General features: G+C 71.1%; 13 protein-coding genes. 10 read left to right on the forward strand and 3 right to left on the reverse strand.

Annotation, left to right across the window (positions count from 1 at the left end; all coding sequences use genetic code 11):
- The first annotated feature begins 103 nt into the window (after nt 1-103).
- Nucleotides 104-1,918, forward strand: a complete 1,815-nt coding sequence (gene ggt / locus MQN93_RS02300) for a gamma-glutamyltransferase (protein WP_242708067.1) — start codon at nt 104-106, stop codon at nt 1,916-1,918.
- Nucleotides 1,919-1,968: 50 nt separating this feature from the next.
- Here the strand turns inward: ggt and MQN93_RS02305 are convergent, their stop codons facing one another.
- Both MQN93_RS02305 and map read right to left on the reverse strand, forming a co-directional pair.
- Nucleotides 1,969-4,494 (reverse strand): ATP-dependent Clp protease ATP-binding subunit, encoded by a 2,526-nt coding sequence (locus MQN93_RS02305; RefSeq protein WP_242708068.1) that lies wholly within the window; start codon nt 4,492-4,494, stop codon nt 1,969-1,971.
- A gap of 138 nt (nt 4,495-4,632) precedes the next feature.
- Entirely contained in the window at nt 4,633-5,412 is a 780-nt protein-coding gene (map, locus tag MQN93_RS02310) for a type I methionyl aminopeptidase (RefSeq protein WP_242708069.1), read from the reverse strand.
- A gap of 57 nt (nt 5,413-5,469) precedes the next feature.
- Here map and MQN93_RS02315 point away from each other — a divergent pair, with 57 nt between their 5' ends.
- The 9 genes from MQN93_RS02315 to MQN93_RS02355 all read left to right on the forward strand — a co-directional run bounded on the left by MQN93_RS02315 (nt 5,470) and on the right by MQN93_RS02355 (nt 16,536).
- Complete coding sequence (locus MQN93_RS02315) at nt 5,470-5,721, forward strand: helix-turn-helix domain-containing protein (RefSeq protein WP_016431784.1); 252 nt, start codon at nt 5,470-5,472, stop codon at nt 5,719-5,721.
- A 105-nt stretch (nt 5,722-5,826) separates the two neighbouring features.
- Nucleotides 5,827-7,548, forward strand: a complete 1,722-nt coding sequence (locus MQN93_RS02320; protein ID WP_242708070.1) for a hypothetical protein — start codon at nt 5,827-5,829, stop codon at nt 7,546-7,548.
- Between the two features lie 178 nt (nt 7,549-7,726).
- Nucleotides 7,727-8,569 (forward strand): nitrilase-related carbon-nitrogen hydrolase, encoded by an 843-nt coding sequence (locus MQN93_RS02325; RefSeq protein WP_016431782.1) that lies wholly within the window; start codon nt 7,727-7,729, stop codon nt 8,567-8,569.
- A complete protein-coding gene (locus tag MQN93_RS02330; protein WP_242708071.1) occupies nt 8,566-9,849 on the forward strand; it encodes an aspartate aminotransferase family protein in 1,284 nt (427 codons plus the stop codon). Before MQN93_RS02325 ends, MQN93_RS02330 begins: the two co-directional genes overlap by 4 nt.
- Nucleotides 9,850-9,876: 27 nt before the next feature.
- Complete coding sequence (locus MQN93_RS02335) at nt 9,877-11,436, forward strand: PucR family transcriptional regulator (protein WP_242708072.1); 1,560 nt, start codon at nt 9,877-9,879, stop codon at nt 11,434-11,436.
- Between the two features lie 155 nt (nt 11,437-11,591).
- Nucleotides 11,592-12,434, forward strand: coding sequence for a nitrilase-related carbon-nitrogen hydrolase (locus tag MQN93_RS02340; protein ID WP_016431779.1), 843 nt, complete (start codon nt 11,592-11,594; stop codon nt 12,432-12,434).
- A gap of 67 nt (nt 12,435-12,501) precedes the next feature.
- Entirely contained in the window at nt 12,502-13,905 is a 1,404-nt protein-coding gene (hydA, locus tag MQN93_RS02345; protein WP_242708073.1) for a dihydropyrimidinase, read from the forward strand.
- 10 nt (nt 13,906-13,915) lie between these two features.
- Nucleotides 13,916-14,935 (forward strand): TIGR03842 family LLM class F420-dependent oxidoreductase, encoded by a 1,020-nt coding sequence (locus MQN93_RS02350; RefSeq protein WP_016431777.1) that lies wholly within the window; start codon nt 13,916-13,918, stop codon nt 14,933-14,935.
- A 71-nt stretch (nt 14,936-15,006) separates the two neighbouring features.
- Entirely contained in the window at nt 15,007-16,536 is a 1,530-nt protein-coding gene (locus tag MQN93_RS02355; RefSeq protein ID WP_037780175.1) for an NCS1 family nucleobase:cation symporter-1, read from the forward strand.
- A gap of 28 nt (nt 16,537-16,564) precedes the next feature.
- Here MQN93_RS02355 and MQN93_RS02360 read toward each other — a convergent pair whose 3' ends face one another.
- Complete coding sequence (locus MQN93_RS02360) at nt 16,565-17,230, reverse strand: hypothetical protein (protein WP_242708074.1); 666 nt, start codon at nt 17,228-17,230, stop codon at nt 16,565-16,567.
- Nucleotides 17,231-17,255: the final 25 nt, after the last annotated feature.

Raw genomic sequence — 17,255 nt, forward strand, 5'->3', positions numbered from 1 at the left:
GCGCGCATGGTAGCGGGCCCGGGGAAACCGTTGTTCGAGTCGTTCCTGACGAGAGCATGTCGTTGGATTAAGCTGCGCGGACGGTCCCTCACCGGAGGTGCGCATGCGTCGTCCTGTGGCACGGAAACTGTCGGTCCTGGCGGTCTCTGCCGCCGTGGTGTCGGTGGGAGCGGCGGCGCCGCCCTCCGCGCCGGCGAGCGGCACCCCTGCGAAAGTCCCGGTCGCCGTCGGCTACGGCGGCGCGGTCGCCAGCGTCGACGCCGACGCCTCCGCCGCGGGCATCGAGGTCCTGAAGAAGGGCGGCAACGCGGTCGACGCGGCCGTCGCCACGGCCGCCGCCCTCGGCGTCACCGAGCCCTACTCCTCCGGCATCGGAGGCGGGGGCTACTTCGTCTACTACGACGCCAAGTCCCGTACGGTGCACACCATCGACGGCCGCGAGACCGCGCCGCTGAGCGCCGACTCGGACCTCTTCGTGGAGAACGGCAAGCCGCTCGCCTTCGCCGACGCCGTCAGCAGCGGGCTGAGCGTGGGCACGCCCGGCTCGCCCGCCACCTGGCAGACCGCGCTCGACCAGTGGGGGAGCAGAAGACTCGGGACGGTGCTCAAGCCCGCCGAGCGCATCGCCCGCGACGGCTTCACCGTCGACGACACCTTCCGCTCGCAGACCGCCTCGAACGAGACGCGCTTCCGCTACTTCCCGGACACGGCGAAGCTGTTCCTGCCGGGCGGACGGCTCCCGGAGGTGGGCTCCACCTTCAAGAACCCCGAACTCGCCCGCACCTACGAGGAGTTGGCCAGGAAGGGCGTCGGGGCGATCTACCACGGCGACCTCGGCAGGGACATCGTCCGCACCGTGAACAAGCCGCCGGTCGACCCCGCCTCGGGCTGGAACGCCCGCCCCGGCAAGCTCTCCCGGAAGGACCTCGCGGCCTACCGCGCCAAACTGCAGGCGCCCACGAGGACCTCGTACCGCGGCCTCGGCGTCTACTCCATCGCGCCCTCCTCCTCCGGCGGCACCACCGTCGGCGAGGCGCTCAACATCCTTGAGAAGACGGACCTTTCGAAGGCGAGCGAGGTCCAGTACCTGCACCACTACATCGAGGCGAGCCGGATCGCGTTCGCGGACCGCGGGCGCTGGGTGGGCGACCCCGCCTTCGAGGACGTACCGACGAAGGGCCTGCTGTCCCAGCGGTTCGCCGACTCGCGGGCCTGCCTGATCAAGGACGACGCGGTGCTCACCAGCCCGGTGGCGCCCGGCGATCCGCGGCATCCGCAGGCGTGTGCCGCCGGCGGTACGGCGGCTCCGACGACGTACGAGGGCGAGAACACGACCCATCTGACGGTGGCCGACAAGTGGGGGAACGTCGTCTCCTACACGCTCACCATCGAGCAGACCGGCGGCAGCGCGATCACCGTGCCGGGCCGCGGGTTCCTGCTCAACAACGAGCTGACGGACTTCTCCTTCACCCCGGCGAACCCGGCCGTGCACGACCCGAACCTGCCGGGGCCGGGCAAGCGGCCCCGGTCGTCGATCTCGCCGACGATCGTGCTCGACCAGCACAACAGGCCCGTGGTGGCGGTGGGTTCGCCCGGTGGGGCGACCATCATCACTACGGTGCTGCAGACCCTCACCGGGTTCCTGGACCGTCATCTGCCGCTCGTGGACGCGATCGCGGCGCCGCGGGTGAGTCAGCGGAATGCCGCGAAGACGGAGATGGAGCCGGCGTTGTACAACGACACCGGTGCCTCCGGTCTCAGGGCTCAACTGGAGGCCATCGGGCACTCGTTCAGCCTGAACCCCGAGATCGGCGCGGCCACCGGAGTGCAGCGGCTGCCGGGTGGGAAGTGGCTGGCCGCCGCTGAGAAGGTGCGGCGTGGGGGCGGGTCGGCGCAGGTGGTCGTTCCTGCGCCGTGACGTGGCCGTCTGCGGGTGCGTGGGGGCTGGTCGCGCAGTTCCCCGCGCCCCTAAGGGTGCTCGTCCGTACGGAACTCCAAGTGGCCGTCGGTCACGTCCACCGTCACTCGGCCGCCCTCCTGGATCCGGCCGTTGAGCAGGAGGCGGGAGAGCTGGTTGTCGACCTCGCGTTGGATGGTGCGGCGTAGGGGGCGGGCGCCGTACTCGGGCTGGTAGCCGCGTTCGGCGAGCCAGTCGACCGCCGCGTCGGTGAACGCGACCGTGATGCCCTGCGCGTGCGTCAGCCGGCGGGTCTTCTCCAGCAGGAGGTTGGTGATCCGGCGGAGTTGATCGCCCGTCAGACGGCGGAAGACGACCGTCTCGTCGATGCGGTTGAGGAACTCCGGGCGGAAGTGCTCGCGCAGCGGGCGCAGGATCCGCTCGCGGCGTGCCTCCTCGTCGGCGTCCGCGTCGCCCGGCCCGAAGCCGATGCCGGCGCCGCTGCGGCCGATCGCCTCGGAGCCGAGGTTGCTGGTCATCACGATGACCGTGTTGGTGAAGTCGACCGTGCGGCCCTGGGAGTCGGTCAGCCGTCCGTCGTCGAGCACCTGCAGCAGGATGTTGAAGACGTCCGGGTGCGCCTTCTCCACCTCGTCGAGCAGGAGCAGCGAGTACGGGTGGCGGCGTACGACCTCGGTCAGCTGGCCCGCCTCCTCGTGGCCGACGTATCCGGGCGGGGCGCCGACCAGCCGGCTGACGGTGTGCCGTTCCTGGTACTCGCTCATGTCCAGGCGGATCATGCGCTCCTCGCTGCCGAACAGGGCCTCGGCGAGGGCGCGGGCCAGTTCCGTCTTGCCGACGCCGGTCGGCCCGAGGAAGAGGAAGCTGCCGATCGGCCGGTCCGGACTTGCGAGCCCGGCACGGGAGCGCAGGATCGCCTCGGAGACCACGCTGACGGCCTCCTCCTGTCCGACGACCCGCTCGTGCAGATGCTCCTCCAGGCCGAGCAGCTTCTCCTTCTCCTCCTGGGTGAGGCTGCTGACCGGGATGCCCGTCTGCCGGGAGACGACCTCGGCGATCGCCTCGGCGGTCACCTCCAGCTGTCCCTCGTCGGCCTTGACCCCGCCGCCGGTGTCGGCGATGCGCTGCTTCAACTCGGCGATACGGTCGCGTAGTTGCATCGCCCGCTCGTACTGCTCGTCGGCGACCGACTGGTCCTTGTCGCAGGTCAGCTGCTCGATCTCACGCTCCAGGGCGCGTACGTCCGTGCCCTTGGTGCGCGCCCGCAGCCGCACCCTGGCGCCCGCCTGGTCGATCAGGTCGATGGCCTTGTCGGGCAGCCGGCGGTCGGTGAGATAGCGGTCGGACAGCTCCACGGCGGCGACCAGGGCCTCGTCGGTGTAGCGGACCTGGTGGTGCGCCTCGTAGCGGTCGCGCAGCCCGCGCAGGATCTCGATCGTGTCCGGCACGGACGGCTCGGGCACCAGGATCGGCTGGAAGCGGCGGGCGAGGGCAGCGTCCTTCTCGATGCGGCGGTACTCCTCCAGGGTCGTGGCGCCGACGATGTGCAGTTCGCCGCGGGCCAGCGCCGGCTTGAGGATGTTGCCCGCGTCCATGGCGCCGCCGCTCTCGCCGCCGCTCCCGGCGCCGACGACGGTGTGCACCTCGTCGATGAAGACGATCAACTGGTCGGAGTGGGACCGGATCTCGTCGACGATGTTGTTCAGGCGCTCCTCGAAGTCGCCCCGGTAACGGGTGCCGGCGACGACGCCGGTGAGGTCGAGGGCGACGACCCGCCGTCCGATCAGCACGTCGGGCACGTCACCGTCGGCGATCCGCTGGGCGAGGCCCTCCACGATGGCGGTCTTGCCGACGCCCGCGTCACCGATGAGCACCGGGTTGTTCTTGCCGCGCCGCGACAGGACCTCGATCGTCTGCTCGATCTCCTCGTCGCGTCCGATCACCGGGTCGATACGGCCCTGCCGGGCCAGGTCGGTGAGGTCGCGGCCGTACTTGTCGAGGGTGGGCGTACCCGTGGTACGCGTCTGCTCGCCACGGCTCTGGCCGGTCTCCGGGGCCTCGGGCTGTGGTCCGGTCGGTGCGAAACGGGCCGAGTTGAGGATGTGGCCCGCGGCCGAGTCGGGGTTCGCGGCGAGGGCGCTGAGCACATGCTCGGGGCCGATGTAACCGGCGCCGCTGGCCCGCGCCATGTCGTGCGCGTCGAGCAGGGCGCGCTTGACCGCGGGGGTGAGGGAGAGCGAGGTGGGCGGGGGTGCCTCCTCGGCGGTGTGCTGGGCCGGGCCGGAGCGCTCGTCGATCTCCGTCGCCAGTGAGTCGGGGTCGGCGCCGGCCCGGCTGAGCAGGCTCCGGGTCGGCTCGGCGGCCAGCGCGGCCCGCAGCAGGTGCTGGGTGTCGAGGTCCCGGCTGCCGTGCTCGGCGGCGTACTGCGCGGCCCCGCGGACCAGCTCCCGTGCGGGTTGACTGAGCAGCCTCCCGATGTCGATCTGACGCGGCCCCGGGCGGGGGCCGCCGAAGAAGCGGGCGAGGAATTCTCCGAAGGGGTCGTAGCCCTCAGGACCACTGAAGCCGCTGGTCATGGCCTTCCGTTCCGGCGTCCCGACAGGCGGCCCGGGACGCGCTCACTGATCGACGTTCCGGCCCGTGCGAGTGCCCCGACAGGGCCCGGTTCACACCACCTTCGCACGCGGATGGGACGGGGGCACGTTTACCCCGTCTCAACCCATCGGCTGCCGTTCGGTCAAGATCCGTGGTCCGGCGTTTGTGATTGCGACCGTGTGTTCGGCGTGGGCTGCGCGGGAGCCGTCGTTGGTGCGGAGGGTCCAGCCGTCGGCCGCTGCGTGGTAGTCGTCCTTTCCGCCGCCGATCAGCATCGGCTCGATGGCGATGACCATGCCGTGGCGCAGGGGGAAGCCGCGGCCCGGGCGCCCCTCGTTCGGCACCCCCGGGTCCTCGTGCATGGCGCGGCCCACGCCGTGCCCGCCGAAGTCCTGGGGGATGCCGTATCCGCCGTCCCGGCACACCGTGCCGATCGCGTGCGCGATGTCCCCGACGCGGTTGCCGACGACCGCCGCCGCGATGCCCGCCGCCAGGGCGCGCTCGGCCGTCTCGACCAGCCGTACGTCGGCCGGGTCCGGCTCGCCCACGACGAAGCTGAGCGCGGAGTCGCCGACCCAGCCGTTCAGTTCGGCACCGCAGTCGATGGAGACCAGGTCGCCGTCGCGCAGCCGGTAGCGGGTCGGGATGCCGTGCACGATCGCGTCGTTCACGGAGGCGCAGATGACGGCGGGGAAGGGGACCGGGGCGAAGGAGGGGCGGTAGCCGAGGAAGGGGGAGGAGGCACCGGCTCCGCGCAGCACCCCGCGGGCCACCTCGTCCAGCTCCAGCAGGGAAACGCCCACGTCGGCGGCGTGCCGCACGGCCGTCAGGGCCCGTCCGACCACCTGCCCCGCTTCGTACATGGCGTCGATCGATGTATCTGTCTTCAGTTCCACCATGCCAATTAATATACCGGCTTGTTCGACCGGGTTGAAATCCCGGCTTAGAATGACGGCATGGTGCGCACCCCTCTCACCCCCGAAGAGCGTGAACGCGGCGAGCGGCTCGGCCGGATACTCCGTGAGGCGCGTGGCGCCCGGAGCATGACGGACGTGGCCGCGCAGGCAGGCATCTCCGCGGAGACGCTCCGCAAGATCGAGACCGGGCGGGCCCCGACCCCGGCCTTCTTCACCGTCGCCGCCCTCGCCCGCGCGCTCGGCCTGTCGATGGACGATCTGGTCGAGCGGTGCGCGCTGCTGCCCGTGTGAGACCGACGCGTCCGCACGCCGCTCGAAAACTCCCCGTAGCACCCCCGTAACACGATTGGTGTTGCCTACGGGAGCGGAGCACTCCGGTCAGGCGGGAGTCGAGCGATGGCTGTGGAACAACTCCCGGGCCGGGTACGGGAGTTCGCGAACTACCTGAACGACCTGCTGGCGCGCCTCGACCAGGGCGGCGGCTGGTGCGCCGTGTTCTGGCAGCGCGACCCCGACGGTATGCGGGCCTGCCTCGACGGGCGGGAGATGCCGCCCTGGGACGTGGTGGAGGCGCTGCTGCAGGACTTCGCCACGGTGTACGGTCCGCGGGCCGCGACCGGGGAACAGGAACGGGCCCGCCCCCTGCACGCCGCCGCGATGACCGCGTACGACGACCGCCCCGGGGGCCGGGAAGCCCTCGGCGACCGGCTGGACGTGATGCTCCGCGAACAGCGCTACGCCGCCGAACGCCAGGCGCAGCTGAGCCGGTTGCTCACCGCCGCCACCACCCGGCAGGAGTCCGACACCCTCCGCCTCGACCTCGCCTGGGCCCACGACGACCACGAACGTGCCACCGCCCGCTGCGCCGAACTCCGGCACCGAATGGCCGAGTTGAACCGGCGTTCCCACGTCCGGCCCGACCGGGGGCCGACGCGTCCACCGGCCCCCGGCCAGCCCCACACCACCACCCCGGAACACGGCCCCGGACCCGCCGCCACCCCGGCACAGTCCGCCCCCACCCCGCCACAGCCCGCCGTCACCCCGGCACAGCCCGCCGCCACCCCGCCACAGCCCGCCGTCACCCCGGCACAGTCCGCCGCCACCCCGGCACGGCCCGCCCCCACCCCTCGGCCGACCGCCCCGGAATCTTCGGCCACTTTCCAGCCCGCCCCTGAGCCCTCAGCCGCCTTCCAGCCCCTGGCCGCCCCCGGCCCCCCAAGCGCCTTCCAGTCCCCGTCCGCCCCTGGGCCCTCAGCCGCCTTCCAGTCCCCGGCCGCCCCCGAGCCCACACCAGCCCTCCAGCCCCCACCCCCCCCCGACCCCCCCGCCTCCCTCGAACCCCAGCCTCCGCCCCCCACCGACACCCCGTCTCCCGCTCCCAAACCCAAACAACGCAAGCGCCGCCGCGGCGGCGCACGCTTCGCCGGGTTGGCCGAGGAGGACACCGCTCCCGTCGTAGTGCCGCCCGGGGCGGGCCCGGTCCCGGTCGAGCGCGGCGCCGCTGGGCGCACCCCGCGCGGTGCCCGGTTCGCCGGGGCCGCCGCCGAGGTTCCCGCGGTGCCGGAGCCGCAGGTCGAGGCGGTGGACGCGGAGGGGGAGCGGGAGGTCGCCGGGGCCGTCGTGAGGCTCGTACGGCTGCGGGCCGAGGGCCGTAGCGGCGAGGCGCACATGCTGCTCGCCGAGGCCGCCCAGTGGCCGCCCGCCCGCTACCCCCTGCTCGCCGACGCGCTGCAGCGCGCCGGGCTCGGCGCCGACTGGGCGACGCTGCTGTGGGAGACCGTCTCGCTGCCCGTGGACCGGCTGGTCGCGGTGGCGGACGCGCTGGTCGCGGCCGGGCGCGGCGCCGACGGCGAGCAGATCCTGCGGCAGGGCGTCGCCCGGCCCGCGACCGACACGGGGCGGGCCGTCCTGGCCCTGGCCGCCGAGGGGCGCCACCGCGAGGTGCGGGTGCTGCTCGACGCGTACGTCCGCGCCCGCACCCCCGAGGAGGCCGCCCGCAGCGCCGAGCCCGACCCGCAGACCCTCGTGCCGCTCCTGCTGGAGGCCGCGCAGGGCGTCTCGGAGGAGCGACACTGGGATCTGGTGCACGCCCTCCGGGTCGCCGGATTCGCCCCCTGACATCCCTGTCCACCCCTCCCACCGGCCCCGACGCTCACCCACAGGAGTGCGAAACATGATCGAGTCCGCGGGTTGACGGCGATGGTCTTGGCAAGGCTCTCCCGGAGGCTTACGTTCATCCCTCTACGGCCGTATCTACGGGCGTAGAGGCTCTGACGACCCGCCGAAGGAGCAGCTCATGGCCAACGTCGTACGTGCCGCTCTGGTCCAGGCCACCTGGACCGGCGACACCGAGTCCATGGTGGCGAAACACGAGGAGCACGCCCGCGAGGCGGCCCGCCAGGGTGCGAAGATCATCGGGTTCCAGGAGGTCTTCAACAGCCCCTACTTCTGTCAGGTCCAGGAACCCGAGCACTACCGCTGGGCCGAGCCGGTGCCCGACGGCCCCACCGTGAGCCGGATGCAGGAACTCGCCCGCGAGACCCGCATGGTGATCGTGGTGCCGGTCTTCGAGGTCGAGCAGTCCGGCTTCTACTACAACACCGCCGCCGTGATCGACGCCGACGGCACCTTCCTCGGCAAGTACCGCAAGCACCACATCCCGCAGGTCAAGGGCTTCTGGGAGAAGTACTACTTCAAGCCCGGCAACGCCGGCTGGCCGGTCTTCGAGACCGCCGTCGGCAGGATCGGCGTCTACATCTGCTACGACCGCCACTTCCCGGAGGGCTGGCGGCAACTCGGCCTCGGCGGCGCCCAGTTGGTGTACAACCCGTCGGCCACCCACCGCGGTCTGTCCTCCTACCTCTGGAAGCTGGAGCAGCCGGCCGCGGCCGTCGCCAACGAGTACTTCATCGCCGCGATCAACCGCGTCGGCCAGGAGGAGTACGGCGACAACGACTTCTACGGCACGTCGTACTTCGTCGACCCGCGCGGACAGTTCGTCGGCGACGTCGCCAGCGACAGCAAGGAGGAACTCGTGGTCCGCGACCTCGACTTCGACGTCATCGAGGAGGTCCGGCAGCAGTGGGCGTTCTACCGCGACCGACGACCCGACGCCTACGAGGGGCTGGTGCAGCCGTGAGCGACCTGTACGCACGCCACCGTTCGGTCCTGCCCGACTGGCTCGCCCTCTACTACGAGGACCCGCTGGAGATCACGCACGGCGAGGGCCGGCACGTCTGGGACGCGGACGGCAACAAGTACCTCGACTTCTTCGGCGGCATCCTGACGACGATGACGGCGCACGCGCTGCCCGAGGTCACCAAGGCGATGAGCGAGCAGGCCGGGCGCATCCTGCACTCCTCCACGCTCTACCTCAACCGCCCCATGGTCGAACTCGCCGAGCGCATCGCCCAGTTGAGCGGCATCCCGGACGCCCGGGTCTTCTTCACCACCTCCGGCACCGAGGCCAACGACACCGCCCTGCTGCTCGCCACCACCTACCGGCGCAGCAACACCCTGCTGGCGATGCGCAACAGCTACCACGGCCGCTCCTTCAGCGCCGTCGGCATCACCGGCAACCGCGGCTGGTCCCCGACCTCGCTGTCCCCGCTGCAGACCCTCTACGTCCACGGCGGCGTCCGCACCCGCGGCCCGTACGCCTCCCTCGGCGACGAGGAGTTCATCGCCGCCTGCGTCGAGGACCTGAAGGACCTGCTCGGCCACACCCGCCCGCCCGCGGCCCTGATCGCCGAGCCCATCCAGGGCGTCGGCGGCTTCACCTCGCCGCCGGACGGCCTCTACGCCGCCTTCCGCGAGGTGCTCGCCGAGCGCGGCATCCTGTGGATCGCCGACGAGGTGCAGACCGGCTGGGGCCGCACCGGCGACCACTTCTGGGGCTGGCAGGCGCACGCCCAGAACGGTCCGCCGGACCTGCTCACCTTCGCCAAGGGCATCGGCAACGGCAGCTCCATCGGCGGTGTCGTCGCCCGCGCCGAGATCATGAACTGCCTGGACGCCAACAGCATTTCGACGTTCGGCGGCACCCAGATCACCATGGCGGCGGGCCTCGCCAACCTCTCGTACCTGCTGGAACACGACCTCCAGGGCAACGCCCGGCGCGTCGGCGGGCTGCTCCTGGAGCGGCTGCGGGCCGTCGCCGCGCAGGTGCCGCATGTACGGGAGGTGCGCGGCCGGGGCCTGATGCTCGGCGTCGAACTGGTCAAACCGGGGACCGACGAGGCCGATCCGGACGCTGCGAGCGCCGTCCTGGAGGCGACCCGCGCGGACGGGCTGCTCATCGGCAAGGGCGGCGGCCACAACACCAGCGCCCTGCGCATCGCCCCGCCGCTGTCCCTCACGGTCACGGAGGCCGAGGAGGGCGCCGCGATCCTGGAGCGCGCTCTGAGGAGCCTGTCGTAGCAGTGCACTGAGCAAGGGAAGACGGCCATGACCACCACCTTCGGGACCCTCGAACCCGCCCTGTCGGTGCGCCAGGTGCTGACCCTGGAGCGCGTGCTCGCCGGGGAGCCCGAGGTGGTGGCGGGCGCGGGCCAGCTCGACCGTCCGGTGCGCTGGGTGCATGTCGCCGAGGCGCCCGACGTGGGCGTGATGCTCACCGGTGGCGAGATGGTGCTCACCACCGGCGTGCTGCTGGTCGGCGACGAGGAGAAGCAGGCCGAGTACATCCGCTCGCTGCACCGCGCGGAGGCCGCGGCCGTCGTGCTCGGCCTCGGGCGGGCCTTCCCCGCCGCGCCGGAGGTGATGCGCCGGGCCGCCGAGCGGTGCGGGCTGCCCATGGTCGTCCTCCACCGGCCCTTCCCCTTCGCGGAGTTGACGGAGGAGGTGCAGGCCCGGCTGGTGCGGCGCAAGTTCGCCGCCGTCAGCCTCTCGGAGTCCGTCCGCACGGCCCTGACCGGGCTCATCACCGCGGGCGCCCCGCTGCAGCGGCTGCTCGACGAGGTCGCCCAGCACAGCGCCTGCCCGGTCGTCGTCACCAACCTCGCCCATCGCGTCCTCGCCACGGCGGGGGAGCGGCCCGCCGTGGACGACGTGCTGCGCGACTGGGAGCGCATCGCCCGGCAGGCCGGCGGCAGCGAGGGCGACGGCTGGATCCGCGCCGAGCTCGGCGGGCGCGGTGAGCGCTGGGGCGAGATCATGCTGTGCGGCTACCGCGGCGACACCGCCACCGGTCGGCTGCTCGCCGACCGCGCCGCCGAGGCCCTGGTGCTGCACCGCATGCTCGGCGGCACCTCGGCCCACACCTGGGAGGAGCAGTCGGCGCAGAGCCTCCTGACCGACCTGGTCAGCGGGGTCGTACCGGCCCGTCAGCTGCTGCCACGCGCGCGTGCCGCCGGACTGCCGGTCAACCGGCGCACCTTCGTGCCGCTGGTCGTGCACGACGGCGAACCCGCCCAACTGGAGCGCGTGCTGCGCCTGGTGGGGCTCTCCGGCCTGGTCGCCGAACTCGCCGACGGCGCCACGGCCGTGCTGCTGAGCCTGGCCCGGGACCAGGACGCCTCGGTGCTCGTGGCGAACTTCGCGGCCCGGGTGCGCTCGGAGGCCGCCCGGACGGTCGTGGCCGCCGCCGATCCGCGGACCGCCTGGGACGACGTGCCGACGGGACTGCGCGAGGCACAGCATGTCGCGGAGGCGGTCGCGGACTCCTCGGCCGCCCTCGACCTCCCGGCAGTCGTACGCCTGAGGGACGTCCATCTGCGGGGCCTGATACGGCTGTTGCGGGACGACCCGCAGGTGCAGTCGTTCGCGGAACGGGAGTTGGACGGGCTGCTGTGCCCGGACGGCGACGACCTCCTCTCGGTGCTGCGCACCTATCTCGCCACCGGCCGCAACAAGTCCCGCACCGCACAGCTCCACCATGTCTCCCGGCCCGCGCTCTACCGGCGACTCGAGGCCATACAGGGCCGGCTCGGCGTCGACCTCGACGACTTCGAGCAGGCCGCATCGGTGCACATCGCACTCCTCGCACACGACGCGCAACAGGGCTGAAACACATCACGACCTGCGAAAACGGCGGTGAAACATGGACCTTCGCGAGGGTGACACCGTGGCACGCCGCCCGGTGGCATGCGTGACACCGTGCCACTCAAAGACGACTTCCGGACTTCCTACGCTCCTCGGACATCCAGCGACCGGAGGTCCCGATGAGCCGAGTGATCCGCGCCGCCCTCTTCCAGACCGCGTGGACGGGCGACAAGGAATCGATGATCCAGGTGCACGAGCAGGCGGCCCGCGACGCGGCCGCACAGGGTGCCCAGGTGCTGTGCTTCCAGGAGCTGTTCTACGGACCGTACTTCTGCCAGGTCCAGGACAAGGCGTTCTACGAGTACGCCGAGCGGATCCCGGACGGCCCGATCGTCAAGCGCTTCCAGGCGCTGGCGAAGGAGCTCGGCCTCGTCCTGATCCTGCCGATGTACGAGGAGGAGCAGCCGGGCGTCCTGTACAACACGGCCGCGGTGCTCGACGCGGACGGCTCGTACCTCGGCAAGTACCGCAAGCACCACATTCCCCAAGTGCAGGGATTCTGGGAGAAGTTCTACTTCCGTCCCGGCAACTCCGGCTGGCCGGTCTTCGACACGGCCGTCGGCCGCATCGGCGTCTACATCTGCTACGACCGCCACTTCCCGGAGGGCTGGCGGGCGTTGGGCCTGGGCGGTGCGGAGGTCGTCTTCAACCCGTCGGCCACCTCGCGCGGACTCTCCCGCTATCTGTGGCAGCTGGAGCAGCCGGCGGCGGCCGTCGCCAACGAGTACTTCGTCGGCGCGATCAACCGCGTCGGTGTGGAGGAGCTCGGCGACAACGACTTCTACGGGACCTCGTACTTCGTGGACCCGGAGGCCCAGTTCGTCGGCGAGGTGGCCTCCGAGAAGGAGAGCGAACTCGTCGTCCGCGACCTGGACCTGGCCAAGCTGCGCGAGGTGCGCGACCGCTGGCAGTTCTTCCGCGACCGCCGTCCCGACGCGTACCACCCGCTGACCGCACCCTGACCGGACCGTTCACGACGACCGAACCGTTCACGCCGACCGAACCGTTCACCCTGGCAGGAGAGGGACCATGAGCAGCCGTACCGTCATCCGCGGTGGTCTCGTCATCACCGCGTCCGACGAGATCCATGCCGACGTGCTGATCGAGGACGGCCGCGTCGCCGCCCTCGCCGCCTCCGGCACCCCCGCGGCCGAGGCGTTCACCGCCGAGAGCGTCATCGACGCCACCGGGAAGTACGTCATCCCGGGCGGCGTCGACCCCCACACCCACATGGAGATGCCGTTCGGCGGCACCTACGCGGCCGACACCTTCGAGACCGGCACCCGGGCCGCCGCCTGGGGCGGCACGACGACGATCGTCGACTTCGCCATCCAGACCGTCGGGCAGTCCCTGCGCGAGGGCCTGGACGCCTGGCACGCCAAGGCGGAGGGCAACTGCGCGATCGACTACGGCTTCCACATGATCGTCTCCGATGTGAACCAGGAGACGCTCAAGGAGATGGACCTGCTGGTGGAGGAGGGGGTGACCTCCTTCAAGCAGTTCATGGCCTACCCGGGCGTCTTCTACTCCGACGACGGCCAGATCCTGCGCGCCATGCAGCGCTCCGCCGAGAACGGCGGCCTGATCATGATGCACGCCGAGAACGGCATCGCGATCGACGTGCTGGTGGAGCAGGCCCTCGCCCGCGGCGAGACCGACCCCCGCTATCACGGCGAGGTGCGCAAGGCCCTCCTGGAGGCCGAGGCCACGCACCGCGCCATCAGGCTCGCGCAGGTCGCGGGCGCCCCGCTCTACGTCGTGCACGTCTCCGCGATCGAGGCGGTCGCGGAGCTCGCCCGGGCGCGCGACGAGGGGCTGCCCGTCTTCGGCGAGACCTGCCCGCAGTACCTGTTCCTGTCCACCGACAACCTCGCCGAGCCGGACTTCGAGGGCGCCAAGTACGTGTGCAGCACGCCGCTGCGGCCCAAGGAGCACCAGGCCGCACTGTGGCGGGGGCTGCGCACCAACGACCTCCAGGTCGTCTCCACCGACCACTGCCCCTTCTGCTTCGTCGGACAGAAGGAGCTCGGCCGGGGCGACTTCTCCAAGATCCCCAACGGCATGCCGGGCGTCGAGAACCGCATGGACCTGCTCCACCAGGCCGTCGTCGACGGACACATCAGCCGCCGCCGCTGGATCGAGATCGCCTGCGCCACCCCGGCCCGGATGTTCGGCATGTACCCGAAGAAGGGCACCATCGCGCCGGGCGCCGACGCCGACGTGGTCATCTACGACCCGCAGGCCGAGCAGGTCATGTCCGCCGAGACCCACCACATGAACGTCGACTACTCGGCGTACGAGGGCCGCCGCACGACCGGCCGGGTCGAGACGGTCCTCTCGCGCGGGGAGGTCGTCATCAACCAGCGGGAGTACACCGGACACGCCGGTCACGGTGTCTACACCCCGCGCTCCACCTGTCAGTACCTCAACTAGGAGTGGCGCCATGGACTTCGGACTCGTCCTGCAGACCGACCCGCCCGCCTCCAGGGTCGTCAGCCTCATGAAGCGCGCCGAGCGCAACGGCTTCACCCACGGCTGGACCTTCGACTCCGCCGTGCTGTGGCAGGAGCCGTTCGTGATCTACAGTCAGATCCTCGCAAACACCGAGAAGTTGACCGTGGGACCGATGGTCACCAACCCCGGCACCCGCACCTGGGAGGTCACCGCCTCCACCTTCGCCACCCTCAACGACATGTTCGGCAACCGCACCGTCTGCGGCATCGGCCGCGGCGACTCCGCGATGCGCGTCGCGGGCCGCAAGCCCAACACCCTGGCCCGGATCAGCGACGCCATGAAGGTCATCCGTTCCCTCGCCCGCGGTGAGGAGGCGGACCTCGGCGGCACGGTCGTCAGGTTCCCCTGGGTCAAGCCGGGCGCCCGACTGCCCGTCTGGATGGCCGCGTACGGCCCGAAGGCGCTGAAGATGACCGGCGAGGAGGCCGACGGGTTCATCCTCCAGCTGGCGGACCTGTATCTGACGCAGTACATGGTCAAGGCGGTCAAGGACGCCGCCCGCGCGGCCGGCCGGAACCCCGACGACGTCACGATCTGCGTCGCGGCCCCCGCCTATGTCACCGCGGACGACTCGCCGGAGGCGCTCGCGCACGCCCGCGAGCAGTGCCGCTGGTTCGGCGGCATGGTCGGCAACCACGTCGCCGACCTGGTCTCCAAGTACGGCGAGCACTCCGCACAGGTCCCCGAGGAACTCACCGACTACATCAAGGCACGCGAGGGGTACGACTACTCCCACCACGGCCGCAGCGGCAACCCCGACACCCGGTTCGTCCCCGACGAGATCGTCGACCGGTTCTGCCTCATCGGCCCGGTCGAGGCACACATCGAGAAGCTGAACGCCCTGCGCGAGCTGGGCGTCGACCAGTTCGCCGTCTACGACATGCACGACGCCCAGGAGACCGTGATCGACGCCTACGGGAACAAGGTCATCCCGGCGGTCAACGCCTGAGCCCCGCCCCTCCCCGACCCCGCCGACCCGCACGGCCTTTCCGGACCTCACCTTGATCGATTGGCCTGCCCATGACTGACACCGCTCCATCGGCCATACCACCGACCGCTCAAGTCACCCTGGACGACGGGCGCGTGGAGATCGCGCCCGGCGCCCCCATGCCCACCGGTCCGTACGCCAACGAGGACCTGCTGCCGGTTCCCGTCGAACGGCGCACCTGGACCACGTACAACTTCTCCGCCCTGTGGGTGGGCATGGCCCACAACACGGCCTCCTGGACCCTGGCCTCCGGTCTGATCGCCGTCGGCATGGACTGGAAGCAGGCGGTGTTCACCATCGCCCTGGCCAATGTGATCGTGCTGATCCCGATGCTGCTCACCGGACACGCGGGCCCGAAGTACGGCATCCCCTTCCCGGTCTTCGCCCGCGCCTCCTTCGGCATCCGGGGCGCCAACCTCCCAGCGGTCGTCCGGGCGTTGGTGGCCTGCGGCTGGTTCGGCATCCAGACCTGGATCGGCGGCGAGGCGATCTACTTCCTGGCCGGCAAGCTGATCGGCAACGGCTGGTCCGACGCCGGGAAGATCGGCGGCTACGCCTGGACCATGTGGCTGTCGTTCGTGATCTTCTGGGTGATCCAGGTCGCCATCATCTACCGGGGCATGGAGACGATCCGCCGCTTCGAGAACTGGGCGGCGCCCTTCGTCATCGTAGGCGCGCTCGTGATGCTGTGGTGGATGAGCGACAAGGCCGGCGGCTTCGGTCCGCTGCTCGACCAGCCCTCCAAGCTCGGCTGGGGCGGCGACTTCTGGAAGCTGTTCTGGCCCTCGCTCATGGGCATGATCGGCTTCTGGTCCACGCTGTCGCTGAACATCCCGGACTTCACCCGCTACGGCAAGAGCCAGAGGGCGCAGTCCTGGGGACAGGCGCTGGGCCTGCCCACCACGATGACGCTCTTCGCGTTCCTCTCCGTGCTGGTCACCTCCGGCTCGCAGGCCGTCTACGGCAAGACGATCTGGGACCCGGTGCAGCTCGCCTCGCAGACCGACAACGTCTTCGGCCTGCTGTACGCGCTGGTGACCGTGCTCGTCGCGACGCTGTCGGTGAACATCGCCGCCAACCTGGTCTCGCCGTCCTTCGACTTCTCCAACGTCGCGCCCCGCAAGGTCAGTTTCCGGGCCGGCGCACTGATCACCGCGGTGCTCGCCGTGCTGATCTTCCCGTGGAAGCTGTACTCCGACCCGCAGGGCTACATCTTCACCTGGCTCGGGCTGGTCGGCGGGCTGCTCGGCACGGTCGCCGGCATCCTCATCGCCGACTACTGGATCCTGCGCCGGTCCCGGCTCGACCTGGTCGACCTGTACCGCGCGGGCGGCCGCTACTGGTACGCGGGCGGCTGGAACTGGCGGGCCGTGCTGGCCTTCGTGGTGGGCGGCGTACTGGCGATCGGCGGCGCGAGCTTCAAGCCGCTGGTCGACGGACGGCCCATTCCGGCGCTGAGGTCGCTGGCCGACTACGGCTGGGCGGTCGGCCTCGGCACCTCGATGGTGCTCTACCTGGCCCTGATGCTGCTGCGCGGCCGGGACGCGGAGCGCACCGCCTGACGCGTGCCTGCGGGGCGGTGGGCGCGGCTCAGCCGGCCTTGCCGCCCCGCAGCGCGGCGACCGCCTCCTTGGCGGCCTTGATGGCGCCCTTGTTGATCTCGTCCGTGCTGGGCGCCTTCTTGTTCTCGAAGTCGCTGCCGTTGTAGGTGATGGCCACCAGCACGTTGCCCACCCGGGAGATGACCACTCCCTCGCGCGTCTGCTGCTTGTCCTCGGTGGTCAGGTTCACCACGGAGTAGCCCTCGTCCCCGAGTCCGGGAACCGCCCCTCCGCCGCTCTTGTCCGCGATCCGCTCCTTGTACGTCTTCTGTCCCGTCTCGTCCGAGTTCATGACCTCGTACGAGACGTCGAGCCAGCGGTAGTCGTAGCCGTGGAGCGCGTTCCAGGAGCAGGTGCGGCGCAGCTTCTCGTCGGTCGACTTGATCTCCTTGCCCGCCGTCTTGGCGCCGGGCACCAGCGACTTGATCGTCGCCGTGGTCACGCTCCCGCAGGGCGAGGGCGCGGAGGAGTACGACTTGGACTGTGCCGTCGTGGCCGGGGCGGTGGCCGACTGGGTGCCGGTCTTCGCCGCCTCCTTGTGCTCGGCGGCCGGTGTCGTGGAGGGGCCGGACGACAGTGCCCAGCCGGCCGCCGCCAGCACGACGACCGGGGACAGACGCGCGGTCAGGGCGAGCGGCAGAGGGAAATCGCGCACGGCACACTTTTCGGTGGGGGACGGT

This window comes from Streptomyces spinosisporus (assembly GCF_022698145.1).
Taxonomy (GTDB): domain Bacteria; phylum Actinomycetota; class Actinomycetes; order Streptomycetales; family Streptomycetaceae; genus Streptomyces; species Streptomyces spinosisporus.

Excerpts from the sequence above, each read along its gene's own strand:
- ggt (WP_242708067.1), top strand. The coding sequence starts at position 104 with ATGCGTCGTCCTGTGGCACGGAAACTGTCGGTCCTGGCGGTCTCTGCC.
- MQN93_RS02305 (WP_242708068.1), bottom strand. The coding sequence starts at position 4,494 with ATGACCAGCGGCTTCAGTGGTCCTGAGGGCTACGACCCCTTCGGAGAA.
- map (WP_242708069.1), bottom strand. The coding sequence starts at position 5,412 with ATGGTGGAACTGAAGACAGATACATCGATCGACGCCATGTACGAAGCG.
- MQN93_RS02315 (WP_016431784.1), top strand. The coding sequence starts at position 5,470 with ATGGTGCGCACCCCTCTCACCCCCGAAGAGCGTGAACGCGGCGAGCGG.
- MQN93_RS02320 (WP_242708070.1), top strand. The coding sequence starts at position 5,827 with ATGGCTGTGGAACAACTCCCGGGCCGGGTACGGGAGTTCGCGAACTAC.
- MQN93_RS02325 (WP_016431782.1), top strand. The coding sequence starts at position 7,727 with ATGGCCAACGTCGTACGTGCCGCTCTGGTCCAGGCCACCTGGACCGGC.
- MQN93_RS02335 (WP_242708072.1), top strand. The coding sequence starts at position 9,877 with ATGACCACCACCTTCGGGACCCTCGAACCCGCCCTGTCGGTGCGCCAG.
- MQN93_RS02340 (WP_016431779.1), top strand. The coding sequence starts at position 11,592 with ATGAGCCGAGTGATCCGCGCCGCCCTCTTCCAGACCGCGTGGACGGGC.
- hydA (WP_242708073.1), top strand. The coding sequence starts at position 12,502 with ATGAGCAGCCGTACCGTCATCCGCGGTGGTCTCGTCATCACCGCGTCC.
- MQN93_RS02350 (WP_016431777.1), top strand. The coding sequence starts at position 13,916 with ATGGACTTCGGACTCGTCCTGCAGACCGACCCGCCCGCCTCCAGGGTC.
- MQN93_RS02355 (WP_037780175.1), top strand. The coding sequence starts at position 15,007 with ATGACTGACACCGCTCCATCGGCCATACCACCGACCGCTCAAGTCACC.